11 protein-coding genes are annotated in these 16,570 nt (G+C 65.0%); 3 read left to right on the top strand and 8 right to left on the bottom strand.

Annotated features, from left to right (window positions below; all coding sequences use genetic code 11):
• Nucleotides 1–169: 169 nt before the first annotated feature.
• The 3 genes from IE071_RS15945 to IE071_RS13805 all read right to left on the bottom strand — a co-directional run bounded on the left by IE071_RS15945 (nucleotide 170) and on the right by IE071_RS13805 (nucleotide 8,776).
• Nucleotides 170–6,070, bottom strand: a complete 5,901-nt coding sequence (locus IE071_RS15945) for an ESPR-type extended signal peptide-containing protein (protein ID WP_268244965.1) — start codon at nucleotides 6,068–6,070, stop codon at nucleotides 170–172.
• Between the two features lie 313 nt (nucleotides 6,071–6,383).
• Nucleotides 6,384–8,363: a PA domain-containing protein gene (locus tag IE071_RS13810; RefSeq protein WP_189441983.1), complete on the bottom strand. Its 1,980-nt coding sequence runs from the start codon at nucleotides 8,361–8,363 to the stop codon at nucleotides 6,384–6,386.
• Entirely contained in the window at nucleotides 8,360–8,776 is a 417-nt protein-coding gene (locus IE071_RS13805) for a post-PEP-CTERM-1 domain-containing protein (protein ID WP_189441982.1), read from the bottom strand. Before IE071_RS13805 ends, IE071_RS13810 begins: the two co-directional genes overlap by 4 nt.
• A gap of 529 nt (nucleotides 8,777–9,305) precedes the next feature.
• Here IE071_RS13805 and IE071_RS13800 point away from each other — a divergent pair.
• On the top strand, nucleotides 9,306–10,094 hold the full coding sequence (locus IE071_RS13800) for a TatD family hydrolase (RefSeq protein ID WP_189441981.1): 789 nt from the start codon (nucleotides 9,306–9,308) through the stop codon (nucleotides 10,092–10,094).
• A gap of 119 nt (nucleotides 10,095–10,213) precedes the next feature.
• Here the strand turns inward: IE071_RS13800 and IE071_RS13795 are convergent, their stop codons facing one another.
• The 4 genes from IE071_RS13795 to IE071_RS13780 form a co-directional block, all read right to left on the bottom strand.
• Nucleotides 10,214–10,750 carry a pseudouridine synthase gene (locus tag IE071_RS13795; RefSeq protein ID WP_189441980.1) on the bottom strand — a complete coding sequence of 179 codons (537 nt, stop codon included), beginning with the start codon at nucleotides 10,748–10,750 and terminating at the stop codon, nucleotides 10,214–10,216.
• 43 nt (nucleotides 10,751–10,793) lie between these two features.
• Entirely contained in the window at nucleotides 10,794–11,723 is a 930-nt protein-coding gene (locus tag IE071_RS13790; protein WP_189441979.1) for a class I SAM-dependent methyltransferase, read from the bottom strand.
• 273 nt (nucleotides 11,724–11,996) lie between these two features.
• Nucleotides 11,997–13,109 (bottom strand): S-(hydroxymethyl)glutathione dehydrogenase/class III alcohol dehydrogenase, encoded by a 1,113-nt coding sequence (locus IE071_RS13785; RefSeq protein WP_189441977.1) that lies wholly within the window; start codon nucleotides 13,107–13,109, stop codon nucleotides 11,997–11,999.
• A 72-nt stretch (nucleotides 13,110–13,181) separates the two neighbouring features.
• Nucleotides 13,182–14,102: a LysR substrate-binding domain-containing protein gene (locus IE071_RS13780; RefSeq protein WP_189441976.1), complete on the bottom strand. Its 921-nt coding sequence runs from the start codon at nucleotides 14,100–14,102 to the stop codon at nucleotides 13,182–13,184.
• Between the two features lie 107 nt (nucleotides 14,103–14,209).
• Between IE071_RS13780 and IE071_RS13775 the strand changes: the two genes are divergently transcribed.
• Together IE071_RS13775 and IE071_RS13770 are read left to right on the top strand one after the other, a co-directional pair.
• On the top strand, nucleotides 14,210–14,389 hold the full coding sequence (locus tag IE071_RS13775) for a hypothetical protein (protein WP_189441974.1): 180 nt from the start codon (nucleotides 14,210–14,212) through the stop codon (nucleotides 14,387–14,389).
• Between the two features lie 105 nt (nucleotides 14,390–14,494).
• On the top strand, nucleotides 14,495–15,442 hold the full coding sequence (locus IE071_RS13770) for an aldo/keto reductase (protein WP_189441972.1): 948 nt from the start codon (nucleotides 14,495–14,497) through the stop codon (nucleotides 15,440–15,442).
• On the opposite strand, the gene IE071_RS13765 is transcribed toward IE071_RS13770, so the two are convergent.
• A complete protein-coding gene (locus IE071_RS13765) occupies nucleotides 15,443–16,546 on the bottom strand; it encodes a TraB/GumN family protein (protein ID WP_189441970.1) in 1,104 nt (367 codons plus the stop codon).
• Nucleotides 16,547–16,570 lie beyond the last annotated feature (24 nt).

Genomic DNA, 16,570 nt, shown 5'->3' with positions numbered 1-16,570 from the left:
GCCATTGGTATCACATCCGGCCAACGACAGGCGAGCATGCCCGGACGCGCCAGGGGAATGATCTGTCCGGCACCCGGTAATTGCGTCGTCCCGCACAAAAAACCGGCGCCACCAGGGCGCCGGTTTCCGTCCAGCCCAGCGACCCGGCAAGCCGGGCCGCTGCCGGCTCTTACCAGCCGATACCCACGCCCACACCGCCGGAGCTCTCGTTACCGCTGACCGCCGCACCGAAGGTCACGTTCGCCCTTGGCGACAACTGCCGCGAGTAACCCACCGACAGGGCTGCCTGGCCGTGGTAACCGCCCACGCCCACACCCAGCCGGTTGTCCGTGTTGATGCCCTGGGTGCTGAACGCCATCTGCGCCATCGCCGTACCCATCGCGCCGACCTGGTTCACACGCTTGTCCATCACGTGGAACTGGTTGTTGACCTGGTCACGCAGCGAGTTGACGTCGCTGGTGGTGGCAAAGCTGCTGACCTTCTGGTCGGTATACGACTTCGCGCTCTGCAAGGTCTGCTGGGCGCTGGCGTCGGTATAGCCCTTGGCCGTCACCAACGCATCCTGTACTTGGCCCAGGTTGGCCGCATCGGTAGCCTGCGTGCCGGCCGCGACGTTGGTGATCTGCCGGTTGTTCGCCGCCGTACCCACCGACACTGTATTAGCGCGATCGGCCACCGAACCCTGGCCCAGAGCGACCGCACCGGCCGCCGTAGCCGAGCTGCCCTGACCGATCGCGGTACCGGAAGCCGCCGTCACCGACGCCCCTTCACCGACCGCTACCGCGTTGGTCGCCGCCGCTGCGATGGTGGTGTTGGCACCGACCGCGGTGCTGCCATCAGCGTTCACTTTGGCATTGCCGCCGATCGCGGTGTCATTCGGTCCGGCGGCATAGCTGTCGCCACCCACCGCCGTGCCGTGATCGCCACCAGCCTCGGCGTTGGAGCCGAGTGCGACGCCCTTGGAACCGGACATCACGCTGGCCGCATCACTGCCGTCGTCCGCACCATCGACCGCCACACGCGAGTTGGTGATTCCGCCGTTGGCAGCACCCTGTTCCAACGAAGTCATCCGGCTGTCGAGACTGTCGATGTTGGCCAAGGCCCCACTCAACACCGAGTCCAGTGCACCCAGGGCGTCGCCGACGTTGTTGTAGCTGCCGCCCTGAATGGCGTAGCTCGGCATGGTGATCGCACCGCCTGCCTGCAACATCGCACCACCGCCGAAGGCACTCAGCACGTCTTCGATCTGCCCCACAGTGGCGGCATCGCTCGACACATCACTGGCCTGCAGATTGCTGATCCGGGTGCCGTTGGCACCAGCCAGAGTGATCTGATCCTTGTTGGCATCGTCGTACTTCACCGCCAGCGCATCCAGCTGACCGGCCTGTGCTGCGACTGCGTCGAGCTGAGCCTTGTTCACCGCATCCGTGGCCTGCGTACCGGCTGCCACGTTGGTGATCTGACGCTCGCTGCCGGCACTGCCCACCGACACCGTGTTGGCACGGTCAGCCAGCGACTGCGCACCCAGCGCCACCGCATTGTTGGCCGTGGCTTGCACCCACGCACCTGCACCCAGCGCCGTGCCGTTGACCGCATCCGATCCGGCCAGCCAACCCACCGCCGACGAGAAATCACCCGTTGCGTAGCTGCCTGCACCCAGCGCCGTCGCGCCGTAACCGGAAGCTTCGGTAACAAAGGCGCCGCCAGCAGCGCTGCCGCCGAGCGCTACGCTTTCGTCGCCAGTGGCCATGCTGCTCTCGCCTACCGCCACGCTGCTTGCGCCACTGGCGGTAGAGAAACTACCCAGTGCAGCCGCATAGTCGCCTGACGCATTCGCCAACGCGCCCACCGCCAGCGAGGTGTATCCGCTCGAAACGCTTTCAGCGCCCAGGGCGGTAGAACCCAGACCCGATGCCGAGGTGGCATACCCGACCGCTGTCGACTCGATGCCGCTGGCTTCGCTTTCGCTACCGATCGCCGTCGCGCCATCGTCCGATGCATTTGCACCGTAACCCGACGCCAACGCCTCTTCGCCGCTGGCCAACGACCCGGTGCCGCCGGCCGTGCTGTTCAGACCGGTCGCCTTTGCACCGTTGCCGTAGGCCGAGGCACCGACATCGCTGGCAACGCTATCGCTGCCGGTCGCCACGCTGCCGGCACCGCTGGCTTGCGCGTTGTTGCCGGTCGCCACGCTGTAGTCACCGCTGGCCACACTGGTGTAACCGGTCGCCGTGCTGAATGCACCCAGCGCCGTGGACAGCGAACCGATCGCCGACGAACCTGTCATGAACGCGAAGCTACCCGCACCCAGCGCCACGCTGTTGTCGCCCATGGCACCCGAACCGGAGCCATACGCCGCACTCTCCACGCCGATCGCGCTGCTGTTCGCACCGGCAGCCACCGAGTGCTCGCCATAGGCCAGCGCGTCTTCGCTGCCGTCGGTCGCACCGTCCGCCTGGAAGAAGCGCGTCGCCGCCGCTGCCGTCGCCGCCACCGTATCCAGCTGACCCTTGTTCACCGCGTCGTTATTGGCCACACCGTCGGCCACGTTGCTCACCGTCACCGGCGTGCCCGCCGTACCCAACGCCACCGCCGTCTTGCCCGCATCGGTGTAGAACACCGCCGTGTTGTTGATCGTGTTGATCGACGCCGTGTTCGCCGCAATGTTCGCCGTATTCGCTGCCACGTTCGTGTTGGTGGTGTTGAGCTGGCTGCCATTCACCGCATCGGTGCTGGTCGCACTCAGCGTACCGGCCGCCACGTTGGTCACACGACGATTCAGCGCACTGCCGTAAGCCACGCCTGTGTTCGGATTCACGTCGGTAGCCAGATGGCCCACGGACACCGTGTTGGCGATACCCGCCACCGAGTTGGCACCCAGCGCCACGCTGTTGCTCGCGCTGGCCGCCGTATTGAAGCCCAAGGCCACGCTGTTGGCGGCACTGGCAGTAGAGAAGCTGCCCAGTGCAGCCGCATAGTCGCCGGACGCGGTCGACACGGCACCCACCGCCACCGCGGCGTAGCCGCTGGAGACGCTCTCTCCGCCCAGGGCCGTGGCACCTAGACCCGATGCCGAACTGTAATAACCGACGGCCGTCGATTCGTCGCCGCTGGCCTGGCTTTCGCTACCGATCGCCGTCGCTACCGCGCCCGTAGCGCTCGCCAGGTAACCGGAAGCCAACGCCTCGATACCGCTGGCAACGCTGTAGCCACCCGTCGCTACGCTGCCGTCGCCGAGGGCCTGCGCGTTGGTACCCGTCGCCACACTGTCGGCACCCGAAGCGAAGCTGCTGTAGCCGGACGCCGTGCTGTAGTCGCCCAGCGCACCTGCCCCCCAGCCCATCGCCGACGCGCCGGTACCCTGCGCCACGCTACCGGCACCCAGCGCCGTGCTGAAGTCGCCACCCGCCGTCGACCCGAAGCCGTATGCCGAACTCTCCTCGCCGATCGCAAAGCTGCTCGCGCCCGACGCCGTCGAGTGCTCGCCGAATGCCAGCGCGTCTTCGCTGCCATCCGTCGCACCGTCCGCCTGGAAGAAGCGCGTCGCCGCCGCTGCCGTCGCCGCCACCGTATCCAGCTGACCCTTGTTCACCGCGTCGTTATTGGCCACACCGTTGGCCACGTTGCCCACCGTCACCGGTGTCGTGCCATCGCCCAGCGACACCGCTGTGCGCGTCGCATCGGTGTAGAACACCGCCGTATTGTTGATCGTGTTGATCGACGCCGTGTTCGCCGCGATGTTCGCCGTGTTCGCCGCCACGTTGGCATTGGTCGTGAACAGCTGGCTGCCGTTCACCGCATCCTTGCTGGTCGCGCTCAACGTACCCGCCGCCATGTTCACGATCTTGCGCTGGCTCGTTGCAGTACCCACCGACACCGTGTTGGCCACGTCGGCCACCGAGTTGCTGCCCAGCGCCACCGCGTTCGCCGCCGTCGCCTGGGCGCTATAGCCCAACGCCATGCTGCTGGCCGCCGAGGCCGTCGCCGACGTGCCCAGTGCCACCGCGTACGTGTTGCTGGCCGTCGCCAACGCGCCCACCGCCAGCGAGAGGTCGCCACTGGCCACGCTTTCCGCGCCTACGGCGCTCGCGCCAAGACCCGACGCCACCGTGCCTTCACCCACGGCGGTCGCGAAGTCGTTCGAAGCGGTCGCTCCATAACCCGCTGCCAGGGAAGCGTCGCCACTGGCGATGCTCTCACTACCCACCGCCGTCGCCACATCACCCGAAGCGCTCGCCAGGTAACCGGAGGCCGACGCCTCGATGCCGCTGGCAACGCTGTAGCCACCCGTCGCTACGCTGCCGTCGCCGAGGGCCTGCGCGTTGGTACCCGTCGCCACACTGTCCTCACCGCTGGCGAAGCTCGCATAGCCGGACGCCGTGCTGTGGTCGCCCAGCGCACCTGCCCCCCAGCCGATCGCCGACGCACCGCTGCCCATCGCCGCGCTGCCGGCACCCAGCGCCGTACTGAAGTCGCCACCCGCCGTCGACCCGAAGCCGTATGCCGAACTCTCCTCGCCGATCGCAAAGCTGCTCGCGCCCGACGCCGTCGAGTGCTCGCCGAATGCCAGCGCGTCTTCGCTGCCATCCGTCGCACCGTCCGCCTGGAAGAAGCGCGTCGCCGCCGCTGCCGTCGCCGCCACCGTATCCAACTGACCCTTGTTCACCGCGTCGTTATTGGCCACACCGTTGGCCACGTTGCCCACCGTCACCGGTGTCGTGCCATCGCCCAGCGACACCGCTGTGCGCGTCGCATCCGTGTAGAACACCGCCGTATTGTTGATCGTGTTGATCGACGCCGTGTTCGCCGCAATGTTCGCCGTATTCGCTGCCACGTTCGTGTTGGTGGTGTTGAGCTGGCTGCCATTCACCGCATCGGTGCTGGTCGCACTCAGCGTACCGGCCGCCACGTTGGTCACACGACGATTCAGCGCACTGCCGTAGGCCGTGCCTGTGGCCGGATTCACGTCGGTAGCCAGATGGCCTAAGGACACCGTGTTGGCGATACTCGCCACCGAGTTGCTGCCCAGCGCCACCGCGTTCGCCGCCGTCGCCTGCGCGCCATTGCCCAACGCCGTGCTGCTGGCTGCATTGGCAAGGGCGCTCACGCCGGCTGCCAGCGAAGAGTCGCCGATGGCCTGCGCACCATAGCCCACACTCGTGCCAAGGAAGCCGCTGGCTACACTTCGTCCGCCGATCGCGGTTGCTCCATCATTCGAAGCCGCCGCCAGGTAACCTGCTGACAGCGATTGCTGACCGCTCGCCGTCGCGGCGACGCCGACCGCCATCGACAAGTCACCGCTGGCCACACTTTCCGCACCTACTGCGCTGGCTGCATAGCCTGATGCCGCGGTGCCCTCACCCAACGCCGTCGAGAAGTCACCAGTGGCCTCGCTGCCAACACCGGTCGCCACGCTGCTCGCACCACTGGCCATGCTGGCGTAACCGGACGCCGTGCTGTAGTCGCCCAGCGCACCCGCACCCCAACCCATCGCCGACGCACCCGTGCCCTGCGCCACGCTGCCGGCACCCAGCGCCGTGCTGAAGTCGCCACCCGCCGTCGACCCGAAGCCGTATGCCGAACTCTCCTCGCCGATCGCAAAGCTGCTCGCGCCCGTCGCCACCGCGTGGTCGCCAAGCGCCAGCGAGTTGTAACCCGTCGCCACACTCCCCAGACCCCACGCCGTGCTCAACGCACCCGATGCCATCGAGTACTCGCCCATGGCGGTGGCCCCATTGCCGAGGGCAACACTGTAGTCTGCGGTTGCGTTACTCCAGGAGCCGAGGGCAACGCTGCGCAAGCCATTCGCGTTGGCGTAGAGGCCGCACGACAGCGCATCCTGGCCCGTCGCCGTCGGCGCACCCGTTGCGCCCGGACCACCGTAAAACGCATCGCAGCTATTGCCCGCATACGCCGAACTGGTCGCCATGACCAGACTCACAGCCAGTGTCGCGGCGGCGGCGCGCGCGCGTTTGACGCTGCTGCCCTTGCCGTTCGCATGAGCCAGCTCCGAGGCCACCACGAGCATACCCAACGACTTGTTCCAGACCTTGCTGTAAATCTTGTTCATGACTTCCCCATGTAATTTCGACATTCAATTGTTTGGCGCAGGACAACTCTCTTCCGCACCTCGTTGCGCCAGGCTGAAGTGCATCGAGCATGTCGAGCACAATTCACGCCATGGCGTAGCTTCTTTATTCATGGCAAACGGACGTCTATACGGCCGTGCAATTCCAGTACGGAATCCCCGGCTTGCCGAGGATCCCGTTTTCCGCCCGGAGGCGTCATGCAACGGTTTGAACCGAGGGCATGCGCGCGATCCGGTTGAATTGGCAGGAGCGGATCGCCGTCTCAGCGGAACCCGCTCCTGCTGTCTTCCGTCTTTACTGCGGGGTATTGGCGAAGCTGCCCAGAACGCTCACGCCGCTGTAATCGGTCTCGCCGTACACCGTGACGCTGTACGTACCGGCAGCCGGACGTGCGATCAGAACAGACTCGGCGTTGGTACCGGCATGGACCGACTTGTAGGTGTAGTTCGTGGGATCAGCCGCCTCGCCCACCTTCACGTAGATCGACACATCGCCCGTGCCACCCAGGGTACGCAGGGTCAGGGCAATCGCACCGCTCGGCACATCAAGCTCGTAGATCTTGGCGCTACCGGCCTTTCCACTCTGACCAGCGACCGTCAGCCCGTTCTGCAGGGTGGCCGGCGCAAACGGACTCCAGGCCCTGTACTGCTTCTGCGTTTCCGCATTGCTGAGGCAGGCATTCAGGCTGGTGGCCTGCTGTGCCGTGACCAACTCCTGGGTAGCCAGGTCGGCTGCATAGGCCTGCATCGACGCGCGGTAAGTGCCGATATTGGCCGCCGATGCGGCCAGATTCTTGGCCTTGGCATACACGTTGGCGCCGATCACGCTGCCGCCCGGGACCCAGGTCGGCACGCCGGTGTTGCAGCTCAGCAGCATCTGGCCGGTTTCATTCAGCACCCAGCCTTCGTCCTTGTACATGGCCGGCGACAGGTCGAGGTTGATGTGACCCTTCAGGTCGGAGCTTTCGAAAGGTTCCATCAACGCATTCGGCGACAGACGGGTGTCGAAATGCGAGAGCGTCGAGCCCGGCGACACTACCGTCGGCGTGTAGATCAACACGTTGCCGTTCGCGTCGGCGCCGGCCAGGCCTGTACCGAGGCCCAGCGTCATGCTGGAGCCCGCGGTGTTCGCCTTGAGCTTGGCACCGTCCGTATCGCTGACCAGAATCGTCGGAATGTTGTTCGGCAACGTATCGCCCGCGGCGGTAAGCACGCCCGGCACATTGTTGGCGATGATCACGGCTGAGGCGCCAGCAGCCTCGGCATTGCGCGCCTTGACAGCAAAGCCGCAGGTGCCACGCGTAACGATTGCAATATGCCCTGCGATGTCCGAAGCATTGGTCAACGCTTCACAAGCCAGCCCAGTGGGATCCGCTGCCACCACGGCCGAACCGTTGAAGTTCGCCGGGGTGGGGGTGGGGCCGAATGCAGCCGCTGCATAGACGTAGTCACCGGCCGCAGCGGCCGGAGCCGTCACCTTCAGCACCGGCGGCTTGCCCAGGGCCAGGGGTGCTTGTGCCACGACGTTGGGGCCGCGGAACACCAGCGTGCCATCTCGCTTTACCGAAGCCACGCGCTCGGCATTGGTCATCGCAGCCCACGCCTTGCCGACCTGGTTGTCGTACATGAACGACGTCCAGATATCGTCGAAGCCGCCGCTCAACGCACCGCTGGTGAGGTTGCTGCGGAAGTTGAAGCCCAGGCCATGACCCATTTCATGCAGCATCACGTTCAGCAGGTTGTTCTGGCCCTGCGGCGTATTGCCATCCAGACCGAAGTACCAGCCACCATCGGGCAGGCACGTGGAACCCAGCGCGCCGTTGAATGACATGGTCATTTCGGACTGGGTCGGCGAGGCGTCGCCGCCGATGAACATATTGACCATCGAGCCGGGATACCAGATATCCGCTTTCGCACCCGGAGGTACGCCATTGGCGACTGTAAAACGCCCGGTGCCGTTGGTGCCGGTGGAGCCCAGGACGACGCCTGTGCTGTCGCACTGCAGTGGAGAGAATTTGGCGTCGATCGCGATCGGGCCGTCGCTCTTCAGGACCGCGCCCCACATGTTGGCGGCGAACTCGAACACGATGCGCGCCTGCTCGCCGCGGGTGGTGCCGACGTTGCCGCCGATCGGGGCGGCAGGCTTCGGATCGTTGAGACCCTGGCCAGCAGGGTCCTTGTTGATGACGGTGAGGGTCGCGGCCATGGCATTGCCGGCCAGACTCAGCACACCCGCGACCATCAGGGCGGCGAAAAGCTTGTTACGACGGATCATTTCGTCACCTCCGCGGCGGTCGTGGTCGCAGCGTCACCGGTGGAATGCGCCCCCACCAAATTGCCGTTGGCATCGACCATGCCGATCAGATAATTGACTTCGGTCTCGGGAGTGTCGGCAACGACCATGGTGTAGCCGTTGACGCTCACCGTACGAGCGGCCTTCAGCGCCTCGGCATCGGTGCGCGGGCGGCCACTCGTGCTGGGCTGCTGTGCCTGAAGCGCGCGCTGGGCTTCCAGCTTTGCTGCAAAATTGGCAGCTTCTTCCGGCGTGGCCGCACGCAGCTTCTTGGTGACCGGATCAATAAAAGCGATCTGCAGCGAACCGCCAGCGGTATTCACTGGCTGTACCGGCGGCGCCGGCTTTTTATCAGCCGCGATCGCCGCACTGGCGAAAAAGCCAGTCAGGATCACCGCTGCTGCCTGAGTCATTACGTTCTTCATGGTGCAAAACCCCTCCCGTTGAAATAGCGCCGTCAGCCGGCACCAAAAAAATCAAGGCGCACTCTTCCACCGCGCCCGAATCGCGCACACAGCCTGAAAATTGGTTACTTGGTCATGCTCGGAGGGGATGGGTCCGCAAGCACTACGCTGCGCATACACCAGAGCCGCTGTTTCGACCATGCCGCAGTCGTCCAATGACTCGCCCCCCGCATCCCGCCCCTCACCTCGACGATGCCTGATCAACTCAGAACATCATCGGCTCCCGCCTGCTGCGAACCCCCGTTCGTTAGCGATCGTCATGTCCGTGGAAGAGAGCCGCGACTTTTAACCGCGACTTAAAGTCTGTGGAGCACATCACGAAAACTAACAGCAAGTTCTTGCGAACGTCAACGCAAATTCTTGACGTTCAATGCACACAAAATGCTGCAATGCGAGTGTCAGTACGCTTGTGCGAAACATGGCGTCTGCCAGAATTGGCGGCTCTTTAACGGCCAAGACCATGCAGTTACTTGATATCGGCGCCAACCTTTGCCACGAGTCGTTCCACCCTGATCTCGATGCCGTGCTGCAACGTGCGCTAACGCATGGTGTGACGCGAATGATCGTTACTGGTGCCTCGCGCGACGGCAGCAGGCATGCACTGGCCTTGGCCAAGGCCCATCCCGGCCTGTTGTTCGCCACGGTCGGCGTGCATCCCCACCATGCGATCGACTATGACGACGCCACTGATGCCCTGCTGCGCGAACTGGCGCGCGAGGCTTCGGTTCGCGCGATCGGCGAAACCGGGCTGGACTACAACCGCAACTATTCGCCGCGCGATGTGCAGTTGCAGGTGTTCGAGCGGCAGTTGCAGATTGCCGTGGATGTGCAGAAGCCGCTGTTTCTGCACCAGCGCGATGCACACGCGGACTTCATCGCGCTGCTGCGCCGTTATCGCGACAAGATTCCCGCGGCCGTGGTGCACTGCTTCACCGATACCGGCGAGGCGCTGCGGGATTACCTGGCGCTGGATTGCCATATCGGCATCACCGGCTGGATCTGCGACGAACGCCGTGGCACCCATCTGCGCGAACTGGTGCGCGAGATTCCGGCAAACCGATTGATGATCGAGACCGACGCGCCCTACCTGCTGCCCCGCACGGTGCGGCCGCCACCGGCACACCGGCGCAACGAGCCGATGTATCTGAAGCACATCTGCGAGGAGATCGCGCGCGACCGCGGCGAGCCGGTGGAAGTCACCGCGGCCAACAGCACGGCGACGGCCGAGGTGTTCTTCGGGCTGCCGTGAGGTCTGGTCCCTCTGCGCGCAGGGGGCACTTCATGGTCAAAAGCACCCCTCACCTAAAGGACTCCCTTGCGGTCGCCAACCCTCCCCTGCATGCAGGGGAGGGAGTACAACGTCCGCCCTCAACCGGCGAGCACCCTCGTTTCACCCGGCGCCAGCCCGTCCAACGCATGCTCGCCGATCCGCACGCGGATCAGGCGCAGGGTCGGAAAGCCCACCGCCGCCGTCATTCGACGCACCTGGCGGTTGCGGCCTTCGCGCAGGGTGAGGCTGAGCCAGCTGGTGGGAATGCTCTTGCGGAAACGGACCGGCGGATCGCGTGGCCACAGCCAGTCCGGCTCGGTGGCCAATACGGCTTCGGCCGGCAGGGTTGGGCCGTCGTTCAACAGCACGCCATGACACAGTGCCTGCAGCGCCGCCTCGTCGATCGCACCATCGACCTGGGCCAGGTAGGTCTTGCCCTGCTTGTAGCGTGGGTCAGTCAGCCGCTGCGCCAATCGTCCATCGTCGGTCAGCAACAGCAGACCTTCACTATCATGATCCAGCCGTCCAGCCGCATAGACGTCTTTTTGCCTGACGAATTCGGCCAGCGTGCGCCGCCCGTCCGGATCGGTGAATTGGCACAACACGCCAAACGGTTTGTTCAATGCGATCAGCATGCGTGTCCGACTCGCGCGCCTCGCCAGCGGGCGCGCGATGGCCTCAGTGAATCGATGCCGAAACAGCCGGTGCCGCCGGCTTGATGAAGCGCAGCGTCATCCGGTCGGATTCGCCGATCGCCAGATACTTCGCCTTGTCCTGCTCGCCCAGTGTGAGCGTCGGTGGCAGCGTCCACACACCCTTCGGATAATCCTTGGTGTCCTTCGGGTTGGCATTGATCTCGCTGCTTTCGTCCAGCGTGAAGCCCGCCGCGGTAGCCAACTGCACCACGTAACGGGTCGGCAGGTAGCCGCTCTGCTTCACCGCGTCCAACGATGTCCCATCGTTGGCCCGATGGTCGACCACCCCGAGCACGCCGCCGGGCCGCAACACCGCGAAGAACGCCTTGAACATCGCCGGCGCGGTATCGGCCCCATCTTTATTGGAGGCGATCCAGTTGTGCACGTTGCGGAAGGTCAACACCAGATCGACCGAACCGGGCGCCCCGAACACCGGCGCCTTCGGATCGAATTCGACGAACTTCGCCTTGCCATAGTGCGCCGCGTCAGCGGAAAACTTCTGATGCAGGGCATCGCCATCGCGACGCGCTTCGCCACCACCGGCGGGCACCTGCACCGCGGCGATGTAGTGGCCGTTGTCATGCAGCAGCGGCGCGAGGATTTCGCTGTACCAGCCACCGCCTGGCGTGATTTCCACCACCGTCTGATCCGGCCGGATACCGAAGAACTGCAAGGTCGCCTTGGGATGGCGATACACGTCGCGTGCACGGTTCGCGGGCGAGCGCCAGCTGCCGGCCAGCACGCTGTCCAACTGGGACGACGTGAAATCGCTGGCACTGGTCGGCGGCACCAGTTCGTCGGTGGGCTGATCCGGCTCGGTCGACGCCGTTGGCGCTACTTGGGCGTTGACCATGACCGGCATGCCGAAAAGCATGGCCAGCAACAAGGCAGCACCCAGACCAGTCGCTTTCATCCCGCGTTTCATTGGTGACCCCTTGGCGTATCAGCCAGCCAGACTTGACGCAGTATCACGAAAACCATGTGCACGCCCGGTGGATGCTTCAGAGAAGTCGATGCCCCCACAACGCGCCCGTTTCGCCACGGGGCTGAAATTCGCCGTGCCGTCGACAAGGCTGACGGCGCGGCTCTCAGGATGACCCGATGGACATGCAGACATGGAAAGATAAACACCACCAGCAAGATGAGCTGGCGGCGCGCGCTTATTCTAGAGCTTCGGCAGCTCCTGTCAGTAGTGGATCACCGAGCGGATCACCCTGCCTGCATGCATCAGCTCGAACGCGTCGTTGATACGCTCCAGCGGCAGTACCTCGGTGATCATCTCGTCGATCCGGATCTCGCCGGCCATGTAGCGATCGACATAGCCGGGTAATTGCGAGCGACCCTTGACCCCGCCGAACGCGGAACCGCGCCACACGCGACCAGTCACCAGCTGGAACGGCCGCGTGCTGATCTCCTGCCCGGCGCCGGCCACGCCGATGATGATCGACTCGCCCCAGCCCTTGTGGCAGCACTCCAGCGCCGCGCGCATCACATGGACGTTGCCGATGCACTCGAACGAATAGTCCACGCCGCCATCGGTGAGATCCACGATCACCTGCTGGATCGGCGTGTCCGGGTAATCCTTCGGATTGATGCAGTCGGTCGCACCGAGCAATTTCGCCATCTCGAACTTCGCCGGGTTGGTGTCGACCACCACGATGCGGCCGGCCTTCGCCATCACCGCGCCCTGCACTACCGACAAGCCGATACCGCCCATGCCGAACACGGCCACCGATGCACCCGGCTCGACCTTCGCCGTATTGAGTACCGCGCCGATGCCGGTGGTGATGCCGCAACCGAGCAGACACACTTTTTCCAGTGGCGCAGCCGGGTTGATCTTCGCCAGCGAAATTTCCGGCAGCACGGTGTATTCGCTGAAGGTGCTGGTGCCCATGTAATGCAGCAGCGGCTTGCCGTTGAGCGAGAAGCGCGAGGTGCCGTCGGGCATCAGGCCCTTGCCCTGGGTGATGCGGATCTTCTGGCACAGGTTGGTCTTGCCCGAACGGCAGAATTTGCACTCGCCGCATTCGGGCGTGTACAGCGGGATCACGTGGTCGCCAACCTTGAGCGAGGTGACGCCCGCACCGACTTCCTCGACGATGCCACCGCCTTCATGCCCGAGGATCACCGGGAACATGCCTTCCGGATCGGCGCCCGACAAGGTGAACGCATCGGTGTGGCAGACACCGGTGGCGACGATGCGCACCAGCACCTCGCCGGCCTTCGGTGCGGCGACATCGACTTGCTCAATCGTGAGCGGTTTGCCCGCTTCCCAGGCTACGGCGGCACGTGACTTCATGGTTCAAACTCCTGGCAAGCGGCCTGCAACGACCCACGATGATGACGGGTCCGCCCGCTTTGCGAAACCGCATCAGCCCAGTGGCGTGTCATCGGGCCGAAACGCCGACATCTGGCGGCCATAGTCGTCCGCCTCAGCCAGCAGCCATTCGCGGAACAGCTGCAAGCCGCGATGCTCCTGCGAGCGCGGCGGATACACCAGCCAGTACGCCTCCTTCACCGCCAGGTAGCTTTCGCCCAGCACCTGCAGCCGCCCGGCGTCGATCAGCGACTTCGACGTCACCATCCGCCCCAGCGCCACGCCAAGACCTTCCAGCGCTGCGTGGCGCAGCGCATCGAGGCTGTCGAACTGCGCCACGTAGCGCGTCGGTGGCGTACCGCCGCTGCGGGCGAACCAGTCACTCCAGCGCGTGGAGGGCGGCGGTTCGCCGAGCAGCGGCCAGCGCGACAGGTCACGCGGATCGACGCCGTCCATCCGCGCCACCAGTTCGGGCGCCGCGACCGGCGCAATCCATTCACCGAACAGCCGCTCGCTGTGCAGGCCGGGCCAGTCGCCACGACCGTAGCGCAGACCGACATCGACCGGCTCACGCTCGAAATTCACCAGCGCCGACGTCGACTGCAGGCTGAGTTCCAGGTCCGGATGCCGCGCGACCAGTCGCGGCAGTCGCGGCACCAGCCAGCTCGACATGATGCCGGGACTGGCGCTGAGCGCGAGCGCATCGTGGCGACGCTGGTGGTAGCGCGACAGCGCATGCTCGATGCCGTCGAAATGCTCGCCGACCGCCTCGAGCAGGCTGCAGCCCTCGACGGTCAGTGTCACTCCACGCGGCCCGCGTTCGAACAGCCGTCGCTCCAGCCGCTCTTCCAGCTGGCGCATCTGATGACTGAGCGCACTCACGGTGAGATTCGCCTGCGTCGCGGCGCGCGACAGATTGCCCAGCCGGGCGACCAGCACGAACTGTTGCAGCAAGCCCAGCGGCAGCTTTCCCATCTTGAATTTCTCTCAAGTCTGGCTTGCCAATATATCGCTTTTTGGCGGCGTGTGGCCCGCGTATCTTGAACTCACACCAAGCCTCGATGCTCTCAGGAGATCCCGTCATGAGCTCACTCTGGACCAACCTGTTGTTCCTGCATGGCCACGTCACCCATAACGATCTGCCCTGGCGCCCCGATACCCGCACCACGACGAGTCGGCGCAAGCCCGCCCCGGCGAAACCCAAGACCATCGCGCGGATGTGCTGCGCGGCGGTCTGGCCGCGGCTGGTCGGACCGCGCTGAGTCGACGCCACCCGTGTCCGGCGCGCAACCGCCCCGGATCAATCACGCCTTATTTGCCCGGACGCGTGCATGCTTGGCACTTCCCATGGCTCGAGGTGTTCACCCGTGCACAAGCGCCCACTTGGCAAATCGTCGTTGTCCATCGCCCCGCTCGCGTTCGGCGGCAACGTGTTCGGTTGGAGTGCCGACGAAAAGCGCTCGTTCGAACTGCTTGATGCGTTCGTCGGCGGCGGCGGCAATCTGATCGATACCGCTGATGTGTATTCCGCGTGGGTCCCGGGCAATCGCGGCGGCGAGTCGGAAACCATCATCGGTCGCTGGCTCAAGCAGAGCGGCAAGCGCGGCCAGGTGGTGATCGCCACCAAGGTGGCGAAATGGGCCGAGCACCCCGGCCTGTCGCCGGCCAATATCCAGCAGGCCGTCGATGGCTCGCTCCAGCGCCTGCAGACCGACCACATCGATCTGTATCAGGCGCATGAGGACGATGCCAGCGTGCCGATGGCGGAAACGCTGGGCGCGTTCGCACGACTGATCGAGGCCGGCAAAGTGCGCGTGATCGGCGCCTCCAACTACGGCGCCGCACGCTTTGCCGATGCGCTGGCGGTCTCGAAACAACATGGCCTGCCGCGCTACGAAAGCCTGCAACCGGAATACAACCTGGTCAGCCGCGCCGGCTACGAGAAGGAACTGGAACCGCTGATCCGCGCGGAAAACATCGGGGTGATCAGCTACTACGCGCTGGCCAGTGGCTTCCTCAGTGGCAAGTACCGCAATGCCGCCGACCTGGCCAAGAGCGCGGCACGCGGTGGCGCCGTGAAGAAATTCCTGAATCCGCATGGCCAGCAGGTGCTCGCCACGCTCGATGCGGTCGCTGCCGCACACCACGCCACGCCGGCCCAGGTCGCGCTGGGGTGGCTGATCGCCCGGCCCGGTCTTACCGCACCGATCGTCAGCGCCACCAGCGTGGAACAGTTGCATGAATTGCTTGGCGCCACGTCACTGCAGCTGAGCCACGACGAGATCGCGCAGCTGGATCTGGCCAGCGCCGGCTGATCAGTGCGATGCCGAGCCGACGCCCTTGCTGACGCCGACGCTGCTGCTGGCCGCCGGATCGGCATCGTCATCTTCCGGTGACTCGACCACATAACCCTGCGCCTTCAGCTTGCTGATATAGCCGTCCGGCTTCAGCAGCTCATCCATCGGCAGCATCGCGAACGACTGCTTATTGCTGCCTAATGTTGCGCGTGCAGCAGCCAGCCAGACCTGTGCCAGCTTCGCCGGCACATCATCGAGTCCCAGCGTGCGCGCAAAACCCGCATCGGCGAGCGCCGCAACACAGGCATCCCGGCGCGCACTGTCGGGCAGCTCGCGCAGCGCCTGCAGATCACCGGTGGCCCATGCGTTGGCGCGCGCCTTCATCGCCGGCATGTCCTGCTCGATGCTGTCCATCGTGCGAATGAAACACGTCGTGTCGTGCGGGGCTGAGCTCTTGAATGCCTTGAGCGCCGCACCCGGATGTTCGATGACCACCTGATAGCTGGTCGGCACTTCCTTGACGCCGTAGCGCTTGGCCAGCGCGTCGACGTTGGCCTGGATCCCGCCGGTCTTGCTCAGGCCATTGGCCTTGATCGCTCTCTTGTACAGCTCCTGCGCCACGAAGATCGGCCGCCAGCGCTCGATGCCACGATCGTTGCCGATGTACTTCTGCTTGAGCACCTGCCAGCGCGCATACACCGGCGGCGGCAGAACCTGTTGCAGGGTTTGCCCATCGTCGTTCTTGCGTGCGCTGTAGGCCGACGGCAACAGGAACATCTTGCCGAGAAAGCCGACATCGGCCTTGAACGTGACCGACGGCGACAACAGCACCTGCTGCGACTCGCTGATCACCTGCTCAAGGTCATGCGACTGCCATTGCACGCTCTGCGGCAACGGCGACAGCGTGCCGAGCACCCACAACACATGGTCGCCGGTCGCCGGATCTTTCCGGGTCACCTTCCACAGCCCGGGCCCGGGCTGCACACCGGTGACGACCACGGCAGCGAGTTCGGCCACGTCCGATGGCACCGGTGGCGGCACGGTCGTGGTCACCGTCGACTGTGCGAACACCGGCAGCAGGCCGCTCAACACGAACAGGAATAAAGCGCGCATCAGACGCATCGGCAAGGCTCCATCTTCATAGAC

Source organism: Rhodanobacter panaciterrae, from assembly GCF_014651895.1.
Classification (GTDB): Bacteria; Pseudomonadota; Gammaproteobacteria; order Xanthomonadales; family Rhodanobacteraceae; genus Rhodanobacter; species Rhodanobacter panaciterrae.
Note: the sequence above shows the minus strand (reverse complement) of the source record. Positions and strands in the feature narration are given on the sequence as shown.

Bases quoted from the DNA above. Each gene is read 5' to 3' on its own strand.
- IE071_RS13780 (WP_189441976.1), bottom strand. From the start codon at position 14,102: ATGGGAAAGCTGCCGCTGGGCTTGCTGCAACAGTTCGTGCTGGTCGCC.
- IE071_RS13800 (WP_189441981.1), top strand. From the start codon at position 9,306: ATGCAGTTACTTGATATCGGCGCCAACCTTTGCCACGAGTCGTTCCAC.
- IE071_RS13810 (WP_189441983.1), bottom strand. From the start codon at position 8,363: ATGATCCGTCGTAACAAGCTTTTCGCCGCCCTGATGGTCGCGGGTGTG.
- IE071_RS13795 (WP_189441980.1), bottom strand. From the start codon at position 10,750: ATGCTGATCGCATTGAACAAACCGTTTGGCGTGTTGTGCCAATTCACC.
- IE071_RS13790 (WP_189441979.1), bottom strand. From the start codon at position 11,723: ATGAAAGCGACTGGTCTGGGTGCTGCCTTGTTGCTGGCCATGCTTTTC.
- IE071_RS15945 (WP_268244965.1), bottom strand. From the start codon at position 6,070: ATGAACAAGATTTACAGCAAGGTCTGGAACAAGTCGTTGGGTATGCTC.
- IE071_RS13765 (WP_189441970.1), bottom strand. From the start codon at position 16,546: ATGCGTCTGATGCGCGCTTTATTCCTGTTCGTGTTGAGCGGCCTGCTG.
- IE071_RS13775 (WP_189441974.1), top strand. From the start codon at position 14,210: ATGAGCTCACTCTGGACCAACCTGTTGTTCCTGCATGGCCACGTCACC.
- IE071_RS13785 (WP_189441977.1), bottom strand. From the start codon at position 13,109: ATGAAGTCACGTGCCGCCGTAGCCTGGGAAGCGGGCAAACCGCTCACG.